Here is a 16,602-nt window from a genome sequence, read left to right on the forward strand (position 1 = left end):
GACCCACTCATGAGCAGCACGTCACAGGACAAGCCCCGCAAGCAGGTCCACCTCGCGGCGCACTTCCCCGGCGTCAACAACACCACCGTGTGGAGCGACCCCGAGGCCGGCAGCCACATCGAGTTCAGCTCCTTCGCCCACTTCGCGCGCACCGCCGAGCGTGCCAAGTTCGACTTCCTGTTCCTCGCCGAAGGACTGCGACTGCGCGAACAGGGCGGCAAGGTCTACGACCTGGACGTCGTCGGCCGCCCCGACACCTTCACCATCCTCACCGCGCTCGCCGCCGTCACCGAACACCTCGGTCTGACCGGCACCATCAACTCCACCTTCAACGAGCCCTACGAGGTGGCCCGCCAGTTCGCCAGCCTCGACCACCTCTCCGACGGCCGCGCCGCCTGGAACGTGGTCACCTCCTGGGACGCCTTCACCGGCGAGAACTTCCGCCGCGGCGGCTTCCTCCCGCAGGAGGAGCGCTACTCCCGGGCCAAGGAGTTCCTGACCACGGCGAACGAACTCTTCGACTCCTGGCACGGGGACGAGATCGTCGCCGACCAGCAGACCGGCACCTTCCTGCGCGACGCGAAGGCCGGAGCCTTTGTGTACGAGGGTCAACACTTCGACATCCAGGGGCAGTTCAACGTCCCGCGCAGCCCGCAGGGACGCCCGGTGATCTTCCAGGCGGGAGACTCCGACGAAGGGCGCGAGTTCGCCGCCTCCAGCGCGGACGCGATCTTCAGCCGGTACGCCACCCTCAAGGAGGGCCAGGCGTTCTACACGGACGTCAAGGGACGCCTCGCCCGCTACGGCCGTCAGCGCGACCAGCTGCTGATCCTGCCCGCCGCGACCTTCGTCCTCGGCGACACCGACGCCGAGGCGGAGGAGCTCTCCCGCGAGGTACGCCGCCAGCAGGTCAGTGGCGCCACCGCGATCAAGCACCTGGAGTTCGTCTGGAACCGCGACCTGTCCGCGTACGACCCGGAAGGACCCCTGCCCGACATCGACCCGGACCTCGGCGAACACACCATCGCCCGGGGCCGCGCCCAGGTCCGGATGTACCGCGACCCCCTCGCCACCGCCCGCGAATGGCGGGAACTCGCGGCCGCCAACAAGTGGTCCATCCGCGATCTGGTCATCGAGACCGGCAACCGGCAGGCCTTCGTCGGCTCCCCGGCCACCGTCGCCGAGACCATCGACTCCTTCGTGCAGGCCGACGCCAGTGACGGCTTCATCCTCGTCCCGCACATCACCCCCGGCGGCCTCGACACCTTCGCCGACACCGTGGTCCCGCTGCTCCAGGAGCGCGGCGTGTACCGCACCGAGTACGAGGGCACGACCCTGCGCGACCACCTCGGCCTCGCCCACCCGGACGACGTACGCGACGAGCGTGCGGCGTCATGAAATTCCTCGCCATCACCCTGATCGTGCACCGGCCGGACCCGATCACCGGCGTGCAGAAGCCCACCCACGACCGGTTCCGCGAGGTCCTCGACAACGCCCTGCTCGCCGAGGAGTTGGGCTTCGACGGCTTCGGCGTGGGGGAGCGGCACGAGCGGCCGTTCATCTCGTCCTCGCCGCCCGTCGTGCTCAGCCACGTCGCCGCGCTCACCAAGCGCATCCGCCTGTTCACGGCCGTGACGACGCTCAGCCTGCTCGACCCGGTACGCGCGTACGAGGACTACGCGACCCTCGACCACCTCTCCGACGGTCGCCTGGACCTGATCATCGGCAAGGGCAACGGAGCCGCCCAGCGGGACCTGTTCCAGGTCACCCCCGAGGACCAGTGGGACCGCAACGCCGAGAGCTACGAGGTGTTCCGCAAGATCTGGCGCCAGGACAAGGTGACCGCCGAGACCCGCTTCCGCCCGGAACTCAAGGACGCGGAGGTGTGGCCCCGGCCGTACCAGCAGCCGATCCGGGTCTGGCACGGCAGCGCGACCAGCAAGGAGTCGGTCGACCTGGCCGCCCGCTACGGCGACCCGCTCTTCTCCGCCAACGTCACCAACCCCATAGAGCCCTACGCCGAGTTGATCCGCTACTACCGCGAGCGCTGGGAGCACTACGGCCACGACCCGGCCGACATCGCGGTGGGCGCGGGCACGGCGGGCCTCTACGCGGCCCGTACGTCCCAGGACGCGCTGGCCGCGTACCGCCCGGTGTTCGAGGGGAACCTGGCCTTCCAGAAGAGCCTGGGCCTGGAGCCGGTCTTCCCGACGCTGGAGGACTTCGTCGAGCGCAGCTCGGCCCTGATCGGCAGCCCTCAGCAGATCATCGACAAGGTGCACCGCTACCACGAGCGGTTCGGACACACGGTGGTGCATCTGCACGCGGACGCGAGCGGTCTCGGCGACGCCCAGCACCGCGACTCCCTCGAGCGCTTCCAGTCGGAGGTCGCTCCGGTACTGCGCCGGGAGATCCCCGACCCGCCGTTCGCGTGGGGGCCGGTGCTCGCGACGCCCGAGGAGGCTAAGCCGGTGTCCGCCCCCGCCCCCGCGTCCGTCCCCGCCGACCGCTGAGGAGCCCCGCCCCATGTCCGACATCCCCCTCGGCGTTCTCGACCTCGTCCCGATCTCCTCCGGCTCCACCGCGACCGAGGCCCTGCGCAACTCCATCGACCTGGCCCGGCAGGCGGAGCGGTTCGGGTACGCCCGCTACTGGTTCGCCGAACACCACCTCAACCCGGGAGTCGCCGGCACCTCGCCCGCGGTGGTCCTCGCCCTGACCGCCTCCGCCACCTCCACGATCCGGCTCGGCTCGGGCGCCGTACAGCTCGGGCACCGCACCGCGCTCTCCACGGTCGAGGAGTTCGGTCTGATCGATGCTCTGCACCCCGGCCGTCTCGACCTGGGCCTCGGCCGCTCCGGCGGGCGCCCGCCGGGAGGGCCCACCACCCCGCTGCCGACCGCGACCCCCGTGGTCGACGGCCGCGCCCCGAACGGTCTGCGCATCCCGCCCCGGTTCTCCTTCGAGTACCTGCTCGGCTCACCCCGCGTCGCCCTCCAGCGCACGCTGCTCCAGCAGCCGCACGCCCGGTCGCAGGACTACGGCGAGCAGATCGACGACATCCTCGCCCTGCTCGCGGGGACGTACCGGTCGGCGGACGGCGTCGAGGCGCATGTCGTCCCGGGCGAGGGCGCGGACGTGCAGGTGTGGATCCTGGGCAGCAGCGGCGGGGAGAGCGCCACGGTCGCCGGCCGCAACGGGCTGCGGTTCGCGGCGAACTACCACGTCAGTCCGGCCACGGTGCTGGAGGCGGCGGAGGGCTACCGCGCCGCCTTCCAGCCGTCCGACGTCCTCGACAAGCCGTACGTCAGCGTGTCCGCGGACGTGGTCGTCGCCGAGGACGACGGGACCGCGCGCGAACTCGCCACCGGATACGGCCTCTGGGTCCGCAGCATCCGTACCGCCGAGGGCGCGATCGAGTTCCCGACGCCGAAGGAGGCCCGCGCCCACGTGTGGAGCGACACGGACCGTGCGCTGGTCGCGGATCGCGTCGAGACCCAGTTCGTGGGCTCCCCGGGACACGTCGCCGACCAGCTGGAACAGCTCCAGGAGGCCACCGGGGCCGACGAGTTGCTGATCACGACCATCACCCACGGCCATGCGGACCGGGTGCGCTCGTACGAACTGCTGGCCGAGGAGTGGCGACGCAGATAGCGGTACGGGCACACGGACCCGGACTCCCGTTGCCGACGCGGACGCCGATGCCGATGCCGATGCCGTCGACGAGGGCGCGTCAGTGGTGGTGGCCGTGCCGGCCGAGGGTCTCCACGGCGGTCGCGCCGGGGCGGGTCCACTGCGGTACGGGCCGGCTGGTCGGGCCCCAGGTGGCGTGCCCGTCCGCGTCCGAGCGCCAGTACCAGCAGGCCTGGCGGCCCACGGACGGGTGCCCCTCGCGGACATCGCCGATCACGGGCCGGCCCTCGGGATTGTCCTCCCACGCCTCGCCGCGGCCGTAGGGCGTCATGTCGAGCAGGGCGAGGGACCCGTTGACCGGCTCGTTGCCACGGCCCGTCGTGGAGTAGGTGAGGAACACGCGGTCGCCGACGCGCAGGAAACAGACGATGTGCCCCATTCCTCCGCCGATCGGCGCGTCCACACCGCGCACCGAGTACCAGGGCTGGGTGTAGCCCATGAACTCGACGTAGGGGGCTACCTCGTCCCACGGGCCCGAGGTCAGGATGGCGAACGAGACGCCGCGGGCGTTGAGGTAGACGGCGTCCTTCAGGTGCCAGGCCGTGGTGGTGCAGCCCTCGCACTGCCCCTGGTGCGGCGCGCCGTCGTGCCACATGTGCTGGTAGACCACGAGCTCGTCGCGGCCCTGGAACAGGTCCAGGAACGGGACCGGGCCGTCGGGTCCGACGACCTCGACCGTCCCGTCGAGCTCCACCATCGGCAGCCGGCGTCGGGCCGCGGCGAGGGCGTCGCCCTCGCGGGTGTGGGCCTTCTCGCGGACCAGGAGCTCGTCACGGGCGGCCTGCCAGGTGGCCAGGTCGACGACGGGCGGGCGGCCGGGCAGCGCGGCGGTCGGGTCACTCGGCGTGGTCGACATGGTGTCCTCCGTGGTGTCTCGTGCCGGGCAGCGTCGCAGGACGTCCCACGACGCTCACCAGAACAGACTCCCGTGCCGACCAGAACTCATCGCGGCAGCGGGCGCCCTCGGCCGTGAACACTCGCCTGGGGGACTGCTCGGCGAGCGTACGAGGCTTTCCGCGGGCGCCGGTACGCCTCCACGCGCTCTGTCCGGCAAGGCCCGTGGGGTGGAACGATTTCGGTGCTGGTACCCGCGTTTGGCACTACGAGCAGCAAGGGGGCTGGGCATGGCTGTGGTGTTGTCGATGCATTGGGCAGGGGTCACGCCGGAGCAGTACGACATGGTGCGGGATGTGGTCGGTTGGGAGGAGATCCCGGCGGCTGGTGGCCAGGTGCACGTGGCCTGGTTCGATGCCCAGGGGTTCCACGTGACCGATGTGTGGGAATCCCAGCAGGCATTCGAGACCTTCTTCGCCGAACGGCTCGCACCCGCGATCCAGAAGGCCGGCATCACCGGTACACCCGAGACAGGTTTCAGTCCGCTCCACCGGCGTTTCATCGCCGCCGACATCAGCGGTGCGGCATAGGGACAGGACAAACGCCGCCCGACCCTGTTGAAGACTGCTGAGCGACCGCTGCGAAGCCGTGCCTGCCGCGCGCCGGACCTGGGGCTCCGGCGTGCGGCAGGCAGAGCGGTTGGACGGGATGGGTCGGGGCGGGCCGGGCCGGGAGTACGAGACGGTCACGCCGAAGCGTCGGGCTTGACGATCGCGCTGACGAAGTCGGCGATGGCTCCGAGGGTGCGGCCCATCTGCTCGATCTGCGGGAAGTGCCCGGCGTCGGGGATCGGGGCGAAGTGCCCGTCGGGGAACGAGTCGGCGTAGCCGCGCCCGTACTTCAGGGGCGCTATGCCGTCCTCCTCGCCCCAGACGACCAGCACCGGCACGGTCACCCGGTGCAGTCGGCCGCGCAGCTTCGGGTCGTACGTGAACCCCTCGCCCCCGTACACGGCGAGGGTTTTCTGGTTGGCGACCGCCGCGGCCCGCTGCGCATCGCTGAACGAGGCGAAGTCGGGGCGGAACTGCGCGTTGGCGAAGGACAGCTGGCTCACCTCGGCCGGGGCCAGGGTGCGCGGGTCGACGACCCGGTTCTCCTTCACGTGGGCGTGGATGCCCACCGCGTTCAGCAGGGTCAGCGCGCCGATCCGGCCGTGGTTGTCGCGCAGGGCCATCTCCGCGGCGATCCAGCCGCCGATGGAGTTGCCGACCACCATGACGCCCTTCAGGTCCAGGGTGTCGAGCAGATCCAGGTACGCGACGGCCAGGTCGGCGACGGTGTCGAAACGCTCCGGGCGGGGAGTGCCGTCGAAGCCGGGGTGGGTCGGCGTGACGACGTACACGTGCTCGGACAGTGCGGACGAGATTCCGGAAGTTAGAGGCTTCGCTCTCTTCATGCAAGTCAACTCTCATGACGAGACTCGGCTATCCATGGAGGAGCTCCCGGGGCGGGTCCTGGGGTGTGGCCGCGGCCTGCTGCATTGGCGTCACCGACGTCACCGGGTCGAGGGATTGCGTCTTCCGCCGGCAGGCCGGACATGCCGGATAAATGCAATCATCACACCGGGGTGACATGGCGACTCCGAGCCGTCACCACATCTGGCAGGAGGACCAATCGATGAACCTCACTCTGAAGCGCCTGCTCGGCGTCACCGCGGCGGTGGTCACGGGCGCGTCGGCGCTGGTCGGCACCGGCGCCGGCACCGCTGACGCCTACGGTCGCGCGCACTGTGACCGCGCCGAACAGGACATGTGGAGCAGTGGCGGGCCCAGCCGCAACCTGACCGGCCACCACTGCAGCATCCCGAACAACAAGAGGCGCTGGTACACCATCGAGATCGACACCCTCGTACGGACCCACTACAAGAGGGACACTCTGGACGGAGGGGTCGACCGGACCGAGACCCTGCACAACAGAACCATCAGCTGCATGGGCTACACCTCCGGCGACGGCAAGGTGAACTGGTTCGGATGCCCGCCCTCCTGACACACCCACCGAAGGGCTGGCCTGGGAGGGAAGCCCCTCCCGAGCCGGCCGTTTCCCCCATGAATCCGCTCAACAAAGCCTTCGGCGGACGGTTCGGCTCCGTTACGTGGTCCGGTCCCGCTTCCACGGCGACTAACTGATCGTCACCGCCGTCGGCGACGACGGCCACTCCTGCGCAGCCGCCCAGCGGGGCGACGCGCCGTGAGTCCCGGTCGCCGCGGTCACGTCGGCATTCCCCGCTCGGCCAGGCCGCTCTCGTACGCGATGATGACCAGCTGTGCGCGGTCCCGGGCGTGCAGCTTGGCCAGGAGGCTGCCGACGTGGGTCTTCACGGTCGGCATGCTGATGACCAGACGTTCGGAGATCTCCGCGTTGGACAGGCCGTTGGCGATCTGGACGAGGACTTCGTGCTCCCGCTTGGTGAGACCGACGAGTCGTGGAGCGGGGCGGGGCGTCTCGCCGCGCCGGGAGAAGTTGGCGATGACGCGCCGGGTGACCGTCGGGGCCAGTACGCCCTCGCCCGTGGCGATGACCCGGATGCCGTCGACCAGGTCGGACGGCGAGGCGTCTTTCAACATGAAGCCGCTGGCGCCCGCCTGGAGGGCCGGGTAGACGTACTCGTCCATGTCGAACATGGTCAGGGCCAGCACCCGGACACCGGTCAGCGTCTCGTCGGAGCAGATCTCCCGGGTGGCCGCGATGCCGTCGAGAACCGGCATCCGGAGGTCCATCAGGACGACGTCCGGGGCGAGTTCCCGGGCGAGCCGGACCGCCGTGGCGCCGTCGCCCGCCTCGCCGACGACCTCCATGCCGGGTGTGGAGTCGACGAGGACCCGGAAGCTCCCGCGCAGCAGTGCCTGGTCGTCCGCGATCAGTACCCGGACCGACTCGGCCATGCGTGTTCCCCGGTTCCTCGTCCGCTCGCAGGTGACATATGACATTTTAGCAAGGCTCTATCGTCAACTCGCCCGACACGTAGGGCCCTTCACGCCACGTCCAGAAGCAGCTCCGCTGTGCCGTCGATCCCCGCCCCGACCGTCGTACCGTACGACTCCGACAGCCGGGTGACATCAGTGAGGATCTCTTTGGCCTCGGGCTGGTCGGCCAGACGGGGGCGGCCCCTGTGGTGCACCGGCAGGGCGAAGCCGAGGTCGACCGGGTGGAGGCGGGCCGTCACGAGGGTGCCGTCGTCGAAGGTGAGGATGGGCACGAGTGACTGCCAGTAGCGGCGGTGCGGGGCGAACAACCGGGTGCCGTGGCCGCTCAGCCGGTCGTAGTAGCGGCCTGGGGTGGGCGGCCGGTCGGTGGTGACCTTGGCGTAGTCCTCGGCGGAGACGCGGTCGGTGAGTTCGATCTGGCTGACGATGTTGCCGAGGCTGTAGAAGATCGGCCTGTTCCGGTACAGCTCGATGCCGCGCAGGAAATGCGGGCCGTGCCCGACCACGACGTCCGCGCCCTCGTCGATCATCTGGTGGGCGAAGGCACGCAGGAACTCGCCCGGTGTCTCGGGCGTCGGGCCCGGCTCGTGGGAGTGCACGCTCACCACGACGAGGTCCGCGCGGAGGCGGGCCTCACCGACCCAGCGGGAGATCTCGTCGAGGTCGCGCGGATCGCACTCGGTCGTGAAGCCCGGTTCGTCCGCCGTCAGGAAGCGGGTGCCGAAGAGGGTGAGCCGGTCGGGAGCGAGGATGGCGGGGTCGACCCCGAGCAGGGTGCGGGCCTCGGCCCGGCGGGCGCGCAGGCCCGTCTCGGCGTCGATCGTCCGCAGCACGTCCATCTGAGGGGCCGTCACCCGCAGGGTCGCCGAGTGGCGCAGCGGGTTGAGGCCCGGTCGTCCGGGCAGTTCCGGCGACGGATCGGCCGCTTCCTGGCCGGGCAGGAACGTCGTGGTGCAGGCGAGCAGCGCCAGGCTGCCGGCCGGCCGGTCGACGTAGACGGGTCGACGCGCCGTGGTGAGGTCGGCGCCGATCCCGGCGAAGGGGATCCGCTTCGACCGCAGTAGGTCCACGGTGCCGAGCACGCCCTCCGTGCCCAGGTCCATCGCGTGGTTGTTGGCGCAGCCCAGCACGGTGAACCCGGCCGCCGTGATCTCGTCCAGTACGCCGGAGTCCGCGATCAGGCAGCCGCCGCCGGCCGCGTTGTGCACCGGGTGCCCGCGTCCGTCGTAGGGGACCACCTCCAGGTTGGTGACGGCGAAGTCGGCGCCGTGGAGGAGTTCCTGGAGCCGTCCGGCGGCCGGGTCGGAGGTGATCACCGCTCCCCGGGTCGCCATGCAGTCGCCGGAGAGGGCCACGGTCAGCCGGGTCACCGCCGGGCCTCCGTGACCGCGCGGGTCAGCGCAGCGCCCGGATCGGAGCCGGTGACGTCGACGCGGCGGCCCGCCACCATCACGGTCGGCGTCAGCGCCACCTTGCGGGAGGCGGCGATATCGGAGACGTACCGTACCCAGGGCAGGTACGGGGCGTCCTCGACGCAGCGGGCGAACGACGCCGCGGTGATGCCGGCGTCCCGGCCCGCCGCGATCAGCTGGGCTTCGCTGAGCCCGGGGCCCTGTTCGGCGGGCTGCTTCGCGAACAGGACCGTGGAGTACTGCTCGAACCTCCCCGCGTCCGCCGCGCAGGCCGCCGCGGAGGCCGCCTGTGTCGAGTAGCCCGCGGGTTCGCTGCGGCCGTCGAGGAAGGCGACCGGGTGGTAGACGACGCTCACCCCACCGTGCGACCTCAGATCGTCCAGGGCGGCGGTCAGAGCCCGTTCGGTACGACGGCATTCGGGGCAGAGGTAGTCGAGGTACACGTCGACGCGTACGGCGCCGGTGGAGGCAGCCACGCCCGACTTGTCGGCGGCGATCCCGGCCGGTACGCGGTTCGGTGCCTTGCCGGGGGCCGTGTTGTTCGCCCGGACCAGGCCCGCGCCGACCAGCGCGGCGGCGACCACCACCAGGGCGGCCACCAGAGACACCACCACTGTGCGCCGTCGCCGATGCCGTCGGTGCACCATCTCCCGCACCGTGGCGTCCGTTGTCCGTGTGCTCGTCATGCCCCTCACTCCTTCGGGTTCAGGACCCAGCCGTCCAGCGCGTATCGGGTGCGCGGATTCCGGATCAGGAGGGCGGCCGCGCCGAGCAGCGGCAGGTCGCGCGCGATGTCGAGCGCGTAGCCGCGTGCGGCGCCACCGCTGAGCGTGCCTCCACCGCCGAAACAGCCGCAGTCGATGGACATGCCCCGTGCCCATACCGAGGCGATGGCCGCCACATACGCGACCAGCAGTACGGCCGCGCCCGCCGCTGCCGCCCTGGTGGCCAGCCCGGCCACGAGCAGCAGCGCGAGCGCCACCTCGACGAACGGGAGGACGCCACCCACGAGTTGCGCGGAGTCGTCGGGCACGATGCGGTAGAGCGCGACCGTCCGACCGGCCTCCGTGAGGTCCCCCATCTTCACCAGACCGGCGTAGGCCAGGACCGCCGCCAGGAGCAGCCGGGCCGCGAGCCGTGCCGCGCCCGCCCAATACCCGGTCGTGGCCCGGGTGTTCACCCTCCTCGTGACATCCGCCGCGCCCGCGTCCGTCGCGCTCGCATCCACCGTGCTCTGTCCTCCCCGGCTCATGACGTACGGGAGAACCGGTAGCCCGCGAGGCCCAGCGCGACCGCGGTGAGGGCGGCCAGGAAACCGAGTTCGGCGGCCACGGGTGGATGCCAGTCGCCGAGCATCAGCCGGGTCTGTTCCGAGGTGAGCACGCTCGGTCCTGGCAGGGTCCGGCGGACCGCGTCGACGCCGTACGTCAGCGGGTTGAGCTTGACGACGGTGTCGAGCCAGCCGGGCAGGCCGTTCGGCGGGAACATCGCACCGGAGAAGAACATCAGCGGCATCAGGCTCAGGTTCACCACGACCTGGAAGGTGTCGACCTGCCGGATGGTGACGGCTGCGAGCAGCCCGAGCGAGGTGAACATGAGGGAGACCAGCAGGAGTTCGAGCAGGACGACCAGCAGCATCGGCGTGTAGCGGATGCTCGCGATCCCGCCGACGGACAGCACCATGAGGCCGTAGACCGCGCCCGTGGTGGCGCCGCCGAGGGCCAGTCCGAACACGATGGACGCGCGCGGGAACGGCGCCACGAGCATCTGACGCAGCACCCCCAGCCTGCGGTCCCACACCAGCGAGATGCCCACCGCGATCGCCGGTGCCTGCACGGACATGACGAGCGTGCCGGGGAACAAGTAGGCCCGGTAGTCGTTCAGCTGGGCCTTGCCGAGGCTGGACGACGCCGCGTCGAGGCCGGTGCCGAGGACGACGAGGAACAGCAGGGGTGTCACGAGTCCCATGGCCAGGCGCACGGGGTTGTGCCGCAGCCGGGTCATCTCCCGCCGCCAGAGCAGCAGGACGGGGCGTGCCGGGTTGCGGGACCGGTCGGTCGGTGGCGCGGCGGCGGTGATGTCGCCGAGTGCGGCGGGTGCGGTGTCGGTCCGGCTCATCGCAGTCCTTCCCCGAGGTTGCCGAGCGTGCGCGGGCCGGTCGGGCTCTCCCGGATGGCGAGACCGGTGTGGTGCAGGAAGACGTCGTCGAGCGTCGGCGGGGCGATGGCGACCTCGCGTACGGTCACGCCGAGTTCGGTGCACAGACGCGGCACCAGGGCCGCCGCGTGCTCCACCCGGAGCAGCAGACCGTCCGGAGTGGGCTCCGCCGAGAGGCCGAATCGGTCGCTGAGGGCGTGGGCGGCGCGCTGGTCGTCCTCGGTGCGCAGGACGACGAGGTCGGCCCCGATGACGGACTTGAGGTCCGCGGGTGTGCCCTCGGTGACGACCTTGCCCCGGTCGATGATCGCGATCCGGTCGCAGTGCTCGGCCTCGTCCAGCTGGTGGGTGGTGACGAAGACCGTGATGCCCCGCTCCCGCCGCAGCCGCCCCAGGTGGTCCCAGACGGCGGCGCGGGTCTGGGCGTCCAGCCCGGTCGTCGGCTCGTCGAGGAACAGCACGCTGGGCTCGGCGAGCAGGCCGCGGGCGATCTCCAGGCGGCGGCGCAGTCCGGTGGAGAACTGCCGTACCGGCACCCTGCGGCGCTCGGAAAGGTCCATCAGGTCGAGCATCGAGGCGATCGCGTCGCGGGACGCGCGGCGGGACAGGCCGCACAGGTCGGCCTGGAAGCGGAGGTTCTCGGCGGCGGTGAGGTCCAGGTCGAGGGTCGACTCCTGGAACACGATGCCGATACGGCGGCGGACCTCGGCGGGCCGCGCGGCGACGTCGAATCCGGCCACCTCCGCACGGCCCGCGGTGGGCCGCAGCAGGGTGGTCAGCATGTTGATGGTGGTGGTCTTGCCCGCGCCGTTCGGCCCGAGAAAGCCGTACATGCTGCCCGTGGGCACGGTCAGGTCGAGCCCGTTCACGGCCGGTGTGGTGCCGTAGTACGCGTAGAGGCCCTCGGCCCGTATCGCCGTCATGAGCGGCTCCCTTCGGAGGAGCGGGGGCTGCTGTCGGTGGGGTGCGGGTCCCTGTCGAAAGGGCGCGTGCGCCCGTCCGGGCGACGGACCGCCAGGACCGTGCGGAACACGCTGAGTTCGCCGGGCTCGTCCACCGGCCGCCCTTCGGCCTCCACCCAGGCGTGCGCGCCGAACGGTTCGGTTCTGAATCCCGTGCACCAGTCGGCCCACCTGCCGCGTGCCCGGCACAGCAGGACGGTGGCCACGGAACGCTGGAGGCAACCGAGGCCCGCGCAGCGGGTACTGACCGAGACGACGGAGCGGCGGGCCCGCGCCACCTCGGCGTATCCGGCGGGGTGGGACCCCTTGCTGACCACGCCCAGCACGCGGTGCAGTCGGGCCGGCGGCAACCGGACCAGCAGACGGGCCGCCCCCGCGGCGCACCGGGGGGCGAGCTGCCGGTACCAGGGCAGCCGCGGGGCCTGTTCGGCCACGGCGGGGGTGGTCACGAGGCCACCTCCACGAGCTTGGCCGCGCTGAGCGCGTCGATGAGGGCCTGGACGTCCTGCCGCGCCTGGTCGTCGCTGACCGGGGCCGCGGCGCACAGGCCGGCGGCGGCCGCGTCGGGCGCCTCTCCGTCGAGGAGTTGACGTAGGACGCCCGCGCCGGAGTGGTTCAGCTGCCAGTAGCGGCCGCGGCGCCCGTCGAGCAGGACGGCCCCGGTGTCGACGACGGTGAGGGTGACGTCGCGGGCGAGGGTCAGCTTCATCGGAGTTCTCCCGTAGGCGTGTTCCGGGCGGGTGGCAGGGGGTGTGTCTCCGGGTGTGTCCGCAGCCAGCTTTCGCAGGCCACGGTGGTGTCGATCGGCTGAAGGTGATGGGACATCGGCCCCGGGTTCAGCACCGCGGACCGGAAGGCCGCCGGGTCGATGAGGCCGAGCCGGGCGAGCTGGGAGTCCTCGCACAGCTCCAGGATCCGGGCCCGGTTGCGGGCCAGGCCCCGGAACGCCTCCGCGCTGAACTCGCCCTTGTCGCGGCGGCCCAGGATGTCCGCGGGGACGAGACCCTGTGCGGCCGAGGTGAGCAGCGGCTTGAACCGCCCGCCGAGCAGGCGCTCGTCGATCCGGGTGGCCAGGGCCGCCTCCACCACCCGGTCGTCGAGGAAGGGCGCGTCCCAGGTGATGCCGGTGTCCCCGAGGGCGGTGTTGACCTGGCGGACGGTGGTTCCCTCGAAGACGAGTGAGGCGAGCGCCTGGTGCCGGGCCCGGTCGGTGTCCAGGGGTCCGGGCCCCTCGGTGGCGGCGTCGGTGAGCAGGGCACGGACCGCGGCCACGGCGTCGGGGGTCGCCCAGGCCGGCATGCGGGGCGCGAACACCCAGCCGAAGTCGGGTTCGTCGACGGGCGGGGGCGGGGCGTCGATGCGGGCGGCGACCCGGCCGAGGTTCCGCGCGAACGTCGACCGGTCGAGCAGCGAGCGTACGGTCGCCCGCCACGGCCAGCGATTGGCCAGCCGGTAGCGGTTGACCAGCCGCAGGCCGCCGACCGGTGTGGCCCGGGCCAGGGACCAGGCGCAGGCGGGCATCCGGCCGAACAACTCGTCACCGCCGAAGCCGGTCAGGTGCAGTGTGGCGCCCTCCGCCGTGGCCCGCTTGGCCAGGTCCTGGATGTGGGCCAGTCCGGAGGCCCAGGTCGAGGGACCTTCCGGGGCGGCGCCCACGAGGTCGGCGGTGTAGCCGATGTCGAACAGGTTCTCGGCGCGGTCGGCGGACAGCGTGTGGTGCCGGGCCGCCGGCAGGCACTCCGCGGCCCGGTGGGCCCACATCGTGTCCGCGTTGGCGCTGTCGATCGGCATCACGTGGTACGTGACCAGGTCGGCCCCGGCCGCGTGGGCGAGGAAGCACAGTGAGGTGGAGTCCAGGCCGCCGGACAGGTCGGCGCTGAGGGTGCCGCCCGCGGCGACCCGGGTCGTGATCGCGTCGTCCAGCGCCGCACGGACGGCGGCCGCTCCCTCCGAGAGCGTGAGCGCCGGCTCCGGGAGTTCCCACCAGCGGATCTGCCGGGCCCGGCCGTCCGGGTCCAGTTCCAGCCAGTGGCCGGTGGTGAGCGCCTCGACGCCCCGGCGGACGGGGCGTTGGGCGAGAGGCCAGGGTGGTCCGCCCGGCGCCAGCAGGCGGGCGGCGAGCGCGGTCTCGTCGAGGCCGGCGCCGGTCAGCCGCAGCAGGGGTTCCACCCCGCTCGCGGCGACGGTCACCCCGTCGACGACGGCCGTGAAGATCTGTCGTACGCCGACGACCGAACCCTGCACCCTGGTCCTGCCGTCCAGTGACACCGCCAGGTGGACGGCGCCGGGCAGCCGGGACGCGATCGCGTCCACGTCGTGCAGCGAGCGCAGTCGGCCGAGTGCGGCCGTCGCGGCGGTCTCGTGGAGCCGGGTGCGGCCCAGTACGACCATCCGCCGTGGGCCCGCTTCGACGACGACGGCCTCGGCCTCGGGCCAGTCGCCGACGATCCAGGGCCGCCCCGACGCGTGGTCGACGCGCCGCGTCGCCCGCAGCCGGCCGGCCGCCGCGGCACCGGCCGGGCAGTCCGGAAGAACCACGAATTCCATGTCGCCTCGTTCCCCCACTCCTCGTTGCCCCGGGTGGTGCCGGTGCGTGTGAACGCACCGGCACCGGACGTGATCACCAGAAGCAGACGATCGCGTAGCCGCAGCCGGCGAAGTCGTTGCAGCTTCCGACGCCGAGGCACTTCGTGAGCTCCTCGAAGTCGCCGACTTCCTGGAGCATGGGGGGTTCGTAGATCGCGGACATGGGGGTCCTCCCGTATCGGATCGGTCAGGCCGACCTTGTTCGGCCTGTGATCTGCCACGGAAGTTACGGGGCTGAATGTCCCACCGGCATGGGGCAGTTGTCCCACGCCCGTCCTGTCAGCTGTCCCAACGGCGCTGGCGCACCCAGCCCCATGCGAGGGCGGCGACGGTCCAGGCGAGCAGCACCGTGAAGCCGAAGGCCGTGTGTGGGGAACGGACGGTGAGCAGTTCGTTTCCCGCCTGGTCGGGGAAGTACCGGGCCATCTCCTTGGTCGCCCCGATGAGGGACAGGATGTGTGTCCCGGCGAGCACCATAGGCAGCAGCACGGCCAGGGGTACGACGGCGTTGCGGGCGATCGCCGCGATACCGGCCGCGAACAGGCACATCAGGGTCAGATAGACGACCGCCCCGGCCAGGGCGCGCGGGACTCCGCTCGCACCGAGCGAGGAACCGTGGGACCCGAGGGCCGCCTGCGTGGCCAGATAGCCGAGGACGGTGACGGGGACGGACACGGCGATCGCCGCCAGGGCGGTGACTCCCATCTTCGCCGCGTAGAGCCGCCCGCGCCGGGGTACGGCGAGCAGCGAGACACGGATCATGCCGGACGTGTACTCGCTGGTGACGACGAGCACGCCGAACACGATCAGCGCCAACTGGCCGTAGAGGATGCCGTCGAGACCGGCCTGCTCCGGGGTGAAGTCGGAACGAAGGCTCGGGTTGTCGGACTCCAGCGCCTTCTTCGCGGACCAGCCGTCGAGGGCGGCGATGAGGACGCTGACCGCGGCGAACAGCAGCAGCGAGATCTGGGTGCCGCGCAGGCCGCGCAGCTTGGTGGTCTCGGCGCGGACGGCCGCGAGGGTCTCAGACATGGGTGTTCCTGCCTTCCTCACCCAGGGCGTGGTGGCCTTCTCCGATGACGTCGAGGAAGGTCTCCTCCAACGACCCTGCGTGGGTGGCGAGTTCGTCGAGCGGGAAGCCGCCCGCCGCGGCGATCCGGCTGACGTCCACGGCCGCCATGCCCACGACGTCCAGGCCGCCGCCGGGGACGCGGCTCACAGTGGCGCCGCGACCTTCCAACTCCCTGCCGAGCCGGTCGGGTTCGGCGGTGCGGACCCGGACGTACGACCGTCCGTGGCGCTCGATGAAGTCCGACATCCCCGTGTCAGCGAGGAGCTGGCCCCCGCTGATGACGACCAGGTGATCGGCGACCAGGGCCATCTCGCTCATCACATGGCTGGAGATGAGGACGGTACGGCCCTCGGCGGCCATCGAGCGCAGCAGGTCGCGCAGCCAGCGGATGCCCTCGGTGTCCAGGCCGTTGACCGGTTCGTCGAGCACCAGCACGGGCGGGTCGCCGAGGAGCGCGGCGGCCAGGCCCAGCCGCTGGCCCATGCCGAGGGAGAAGGTGCCGGTCCGGCGCCGGGCCGCGTCCGTGAGCCCGACCGCCTCCAGGACCTCGGCGACCCGGCCGCGGGCGATCCGGTTGCTCTGGGCGAGCCAGCGCAGATGGTCGCGCGCGGTCAGGCCGCGGTGCGGGGCCGAGGTCTCCAGCAGGGCGCCGATGTGGCGGAGGGGGTAGGCCAGGTCGCCGTAGGCGTGCCCGTCGATCCGCGCGGTTCCGGCGTCGGGGCGGGTCAGGCCCAGCATCATCCGTAGGGTGGTCGACTTCCCGGCGCCGTTGGGGCCGAGGAAGCCGGTGACGGCTCCGGGCCGCACCGTGAAGGTCAGGCCGTCCACTACGGTGGCCGGCCCGTACCGCTTGGTCAGGTTCTGGACGTCAATCACGCGACGAGTCTGGCCGCGCCGGCCGC

Annotated in this window: 19 protein-coding genes; 5 read left to right on the forward strand and 14 right to left on the reverse strand. The window is 71.7% G+C overall.

Annotation, left to right across the window (positions count from 1 at the left end):
- Positions 1 to 9: 9 nt before the first annotated feature.
- Genes OG798_RS43360 through OG798_RS43370 form a run of 3 tightly spaced genes read left to right on the forward strand, consistent with a single transcriptional unit; the run spans position 10 to position 3,654 of the window.
- The gene (locus tag OG798_RS43360) at positions 10 to 1,398 is read left to right on the forward strand and encodes an NtaA/DmoA family FMN-dependent monooxygenase (RefSeq protein ID WP_328758816.1); all 1,389 of its coding nucleotides are present in this window, start codon (positions 10 to 12) and stop codon (positions 1,396 to 1,398) included.
- A complete protein-coding gene (locus OG798_RS43365; protein ID WP_267063523.1) occupies positions 1,395 to 2,513 on the forward strand; it encodes an LLM class flavin-dependent oxidoreductase in 1,119 nt (372 codons plus the stop codon). The genes OG798_RS43360 and OG798_RS43365 overlap by 4 nt, the downstream gene beginning before the upstream one ends.
- Positions 2,514 to 2,526: 13 nt before the next feature.
- The gene (locus OG798_RS43370) at positions 2,527 to 3,654 is read left to right on the forward strand and encodes an LLM class flavin-dependent oxidoreductase (protein ID WP_267063524.1); all 1,128 of its coding nucleotides are present in this window, start codon (positions 2,527 to 2,529) and stop codon (positions 3,652 to 3,654) included.
- 79 nt (positions 3,655 to 3,733) lie between these two features.
- Here OG798_RS43370 and OG798_RS43375 read toward each other — a convergent pair whose 3' ends face one another.
- A complete protein-coding gene (locus OG798_RS43375) occupies positions 3,734 to 4,549 on the reverse strand; it encodes a DUF899 domain-containing protein (protein WP_328758817.1) in 816 nt (271 codons plus the stop codon).
- 268 nt (positions 4,550 to 4,817) lie between these two features.
- Between OG798_RS43375 and OG798_RS43380 the strand changes: the two genes are divergently transcribed.
- Positions 4,818 to 5,117, forward strand: coding sequence for a hypothetical protein (locus OG798_RS43380; protein ID WP_261686487.1), 300 nt, complete (start codon positions 4,818 to 4,820; stop codon positions 5,115 to 5,117).
- A gap of 155 nt (positions 5,118 to 5,272) precedes the next feature.
- Here OG798_RS43380 and OG798_RS43385 read toward each other — a convergent pair whose 3' ends face one another.
- Complete coding sequence (locus OG798_RS43385) at positions 5,273 to 5,983, reverse strand: alpha/beta fold hydrolase (protein WP_267063526.1); 711 nt, start codon at positions 5,981 to 5,983, stop codon at positions 5,273 to 5,275.
- A 221-nt stretch (positions 5,984 to 6,204) separates the two neighbouring features.
- Between OG798_RS43385 and OG798_RS43390 the strand changes: the two genes are divergently transcribed.
- On the forward strand, positions 6,205 to 6,573 hold the full coding sequence (locus OG798_RS43390; RefSeq protein WP_095851501.1) for a hypothetical protein: 369 nt from the start codon (positions 6,205 to 6,207) through the stop codon (positions 6,571 to 6,573).
- Positions 6,574 to 6,794: 221 nt separating this feature from the next.
- On the opposite strand, the gene OG798_RS43395 is transcribed toward OG798_RS43390, so the two are convergent.
- The 12 genes from OG798_RS43395 to OG798_RS43450 form a co-directional block, all read right to left on the reverse strand.
- Complete coding sequence (locus OG798_RS43395; protein WP_095851500.1) at positions 6,795 to 7,469, reverse strand: response regulator; 675 nt, start codon at positions 7,467 to 7,469, stop codon at positions 6,795 to 6,797.
- Between the two features lie 89 nt (positions 7,470 to 7,558).
- Positions 7,559 to 8,881, reverse strand: a complete 1,323-nt coding sequence (gene mslH, locus OG798_RS43400; protein ID WP_267063527.1) for a lasso peptide C-terminal Trp epimerase — start codon at positions 8,879 to 8,881, stop codon at positions 7,559 to 7,561.
- On the reverse strand, positions 8,878 to 9,609 hold the full coding sequence (locus tag OG798_RS43405; RefSeq protein WP_121414300.1) for a DsbA family protein: 732 nt from the start codon (positions 9,607 to 9,609) through the stop codon (positions 8,878 to 8,880). Before OG798_RS43405 ends, mslH begins: the two co-directional genes overlap by 4 nt.
- A gap of 5 nt (positions 9,610 to 9,614) precedes the next feature.
- Positions 9,615 to 10,151, reverse strand: coding sequence for a MauE/DoxX family redox-associated membrane protein (locus tag OG798_RS43410; RefSeq protein ID WP_220788805.1), 537 nt, complete (start codon positions 10,149 to 10,151; stop codon positions 9,615 to 9,617).
- A gap of 20 nt (positions 10,152 to 10,171) precedes the next feature.
- Positions 10,172 to 11,041: an ABC transporter permease gene (locus OG798_RS43415; RefSeq protein ID WP_095851496.1), complete on the reverse strand. Its 870-nt coding sequence runs from the start codon at positions 11,039 to 11,041 to the stop codon at positions 10,172 to 10,174.
- Complete coding sequence (locus tag OG798_RS43420; RefSeq protein WP_267063528.1) at positions 11,038 to 12,003, reverse strand: ATP-binding cassette domain-containing protein; 966 nt, start codon at positions 12,001 to 12,003, stop codon at positions 11,038 to 11,040. The genes OG798_RS43415 and OG798_RS43420 overlap by 4 nt, the downstream gene beginning before the upstream one ends.
- Entirely contained in the window at positions 12,000 to 12,491 is a 492-nt protein-coding gene (locus tag OG798_RS43425; RefSeq protein WP_267063529.1) for a lasso peptide biosynthesis B2 protein, read from the reverse strand. Before OG798_RS43425 ends, OG798_RS43420 begins: the two co-directional genes overlap by 4 nt.
- Positions 12,488 to 12,751 (reverse strand): lasso peptide biosynthesis PqqD family chaperone, encoded by a 264-nt coding sequence (locus OG798_RS43430; RefSeq protein WP_267063530.1) that lies wholly within the window; start codon positions 12,749 to 12,751, stop codon positions 12,488 to 12,490. Before OG798_RS43430 ends, OG798_RS43425 begins: the two co-directional genes overlap by 4 nt.
- A complete protein-coding gene (locus OG798_RS43435; protein WP_267063531.1) occupies positions 12,748 to 14,589 on the reverse strand; it encodes a lasso peptide isopeptide bond-forming cyclase in 1,842 nt (613 codons plus the stop codon). The genes OG798_RS43430 and OG798_RS43435 overlap by 4 nt, the downstream gene beginning before the upstream one ends.
- A 73-nt stretch (positions 14,590 to 14,662) precedes the next feature.
- Positions 14,663 to 14,791: an aborycin family tricyclic lasso peptide gene (locus tag OG798_RS43440; RefSeq protein WP_103079660.1), complete on the reverse strand. Its 129-nt coding sequence runs from the start codon at positions 14,789 to 14,791 to the stop codon at positions 14,663 to 14,665.
- Between the two features lie 116 nt (positions 14,792 to 14,907).
- Positions 14,908 to 15,660, reverse strand: a complete 753-nt coding sequence (locus tag OG798_RS43445; RefSeq protein WP_121414295.1) for an ABC transporter permease — start codon at positions 15,658 to 15,660, stop codon at positions 14,908 to 14,910.
- Complete coding sequence (locus OG798_RS43450; RefSeq protein ID WP_328758821.1) at positions 15,653 to 16,576, reverse strand: ABC transporter ATP-binding protein; 924 nt, start codon at positions 16,574 to 16,576, stop codon at positions 15,653 to 15,655. Before OG798_RS43450 ends, OG798_RS43445 begins: the two co-directional genes overlap by 8 nt.
- Between the last annotated feature and the right edge of the window lie 26 nt (positions 16,577 to 16,602).

It is taken from the genome of Streptomyces sp. NBC_00271 (genome assembly GCF_036178845.1).
Taxonomy (GTDB): Bacteria; Actinomycetota; Actinomycetes; order Streptomycetales; family Streptomycetaceae; genus Streptomyces.

Bases quoted from the DNA above. Each gene is read 5' to 3' on its own strand.
- OG798_RS43360 (WP_328758816.1), top strand. From the start codon at position 10: ATGAGCAGCACGTCACAGGACAAGCCCCGCAAGCAGGTCCACCTCGCG.
- OG798_RS43365 (WP_267063523.1), top strand. From the start codon at position 1,395: ATGAAATTCCTCGCCATCACCCTGATCGTGCACCGGCCGGACCCGATC.
- OG798_RS43370 (WP_267063524.1), top strand. From the start codon at position 2,527: ATGTCCGACATCCCCCTCGGCGTTCTCGACCTCGTCCCGATCTCCTCC.
- OG798_RS43375 (WP_328758817.1), bottom strand. From the start codon at position 4,549: ATGTCGACCACGCCGAGTGACCCGACCGCCGCGCTGCCCGGCCGCCCG.
- OG798_RS43380 (WP_261686487.1), top strand. From the start codon at position 4,818: ATGGCTGTGGTGTTGTCGATGCATTGGGCAGGGGTCACGCCGGAGCAG.
- OG798_RS43385 (WP_267063526.1), bottom strand. From the start codon at position 5,983: ATGAAGAGAGCGAAGCCTCTAACTTCCGGAATCTCGTCCGCACTGTCC.
- OG798_RS43390 (WP_095851501.1), top strand. From the start codon at position 6,205: ATGAACCTCACTCTGAAGCGCCTGCTCGGCGTCACCGCGGCGGTGGTC.
- OG798_RS43395 (WP_095851500.1), bottom strand. From the start codon at position 7,469: ATGGCCGAGTCGGTCCGGGTACTGATCGCGGACGACCAGGCACTGCTG.
- OG798_RS43405 (WP_121414300.1), bottom strand. From the start codon at position 9,609: ATGACGAGCACACGGACAACGGACGCCACGGTGCGGGAGATGGTGCAC.
- OG798_RS43415 (WP_095851496.1), bottom strand. From the start codon at position 11,041: ATGAGCCGGACCGACACCGCACCCGCCGCACTCGGCGACATCACCGCC.
- OG798_RS43420 (WP_267063528.1), bottom strand. From the start codon at position 12,003: ATGACGGCGATACGGGCCGAGGGCCTCTACGCGTACTACGGCACCACA.
- OG798_RS43430 (WP_267063530.1), bottom strand. From the start codon at position 12,751: ATGAAGCTGACCCTCGCCCGCGACGTCACCCTCACCGTCGTCGACACC.
- OG798_RS43435 (WP_267063531.1), bottom strand. From the start codon at position 14,589: ATGGAATTCGTGGTTCTTCCGGACTGCCCGGCCGGTGCCGCGGCGGCC.
- OG798_RS43440 (WP_103079660.1), bottom strand. From the start codon at position 14,791: ATGTCCGCGATCTACGAACCCCCCATGCTCCAGGAAGTCGGCGACTTC.
- OG798_RS43445 (WP_121414295.1), bottom strand. From the start codon at position 15,660: ATGTCTGAGACCCTCGCGGCCGTCCGCGCCGAGACCACCAAGCTGCGC.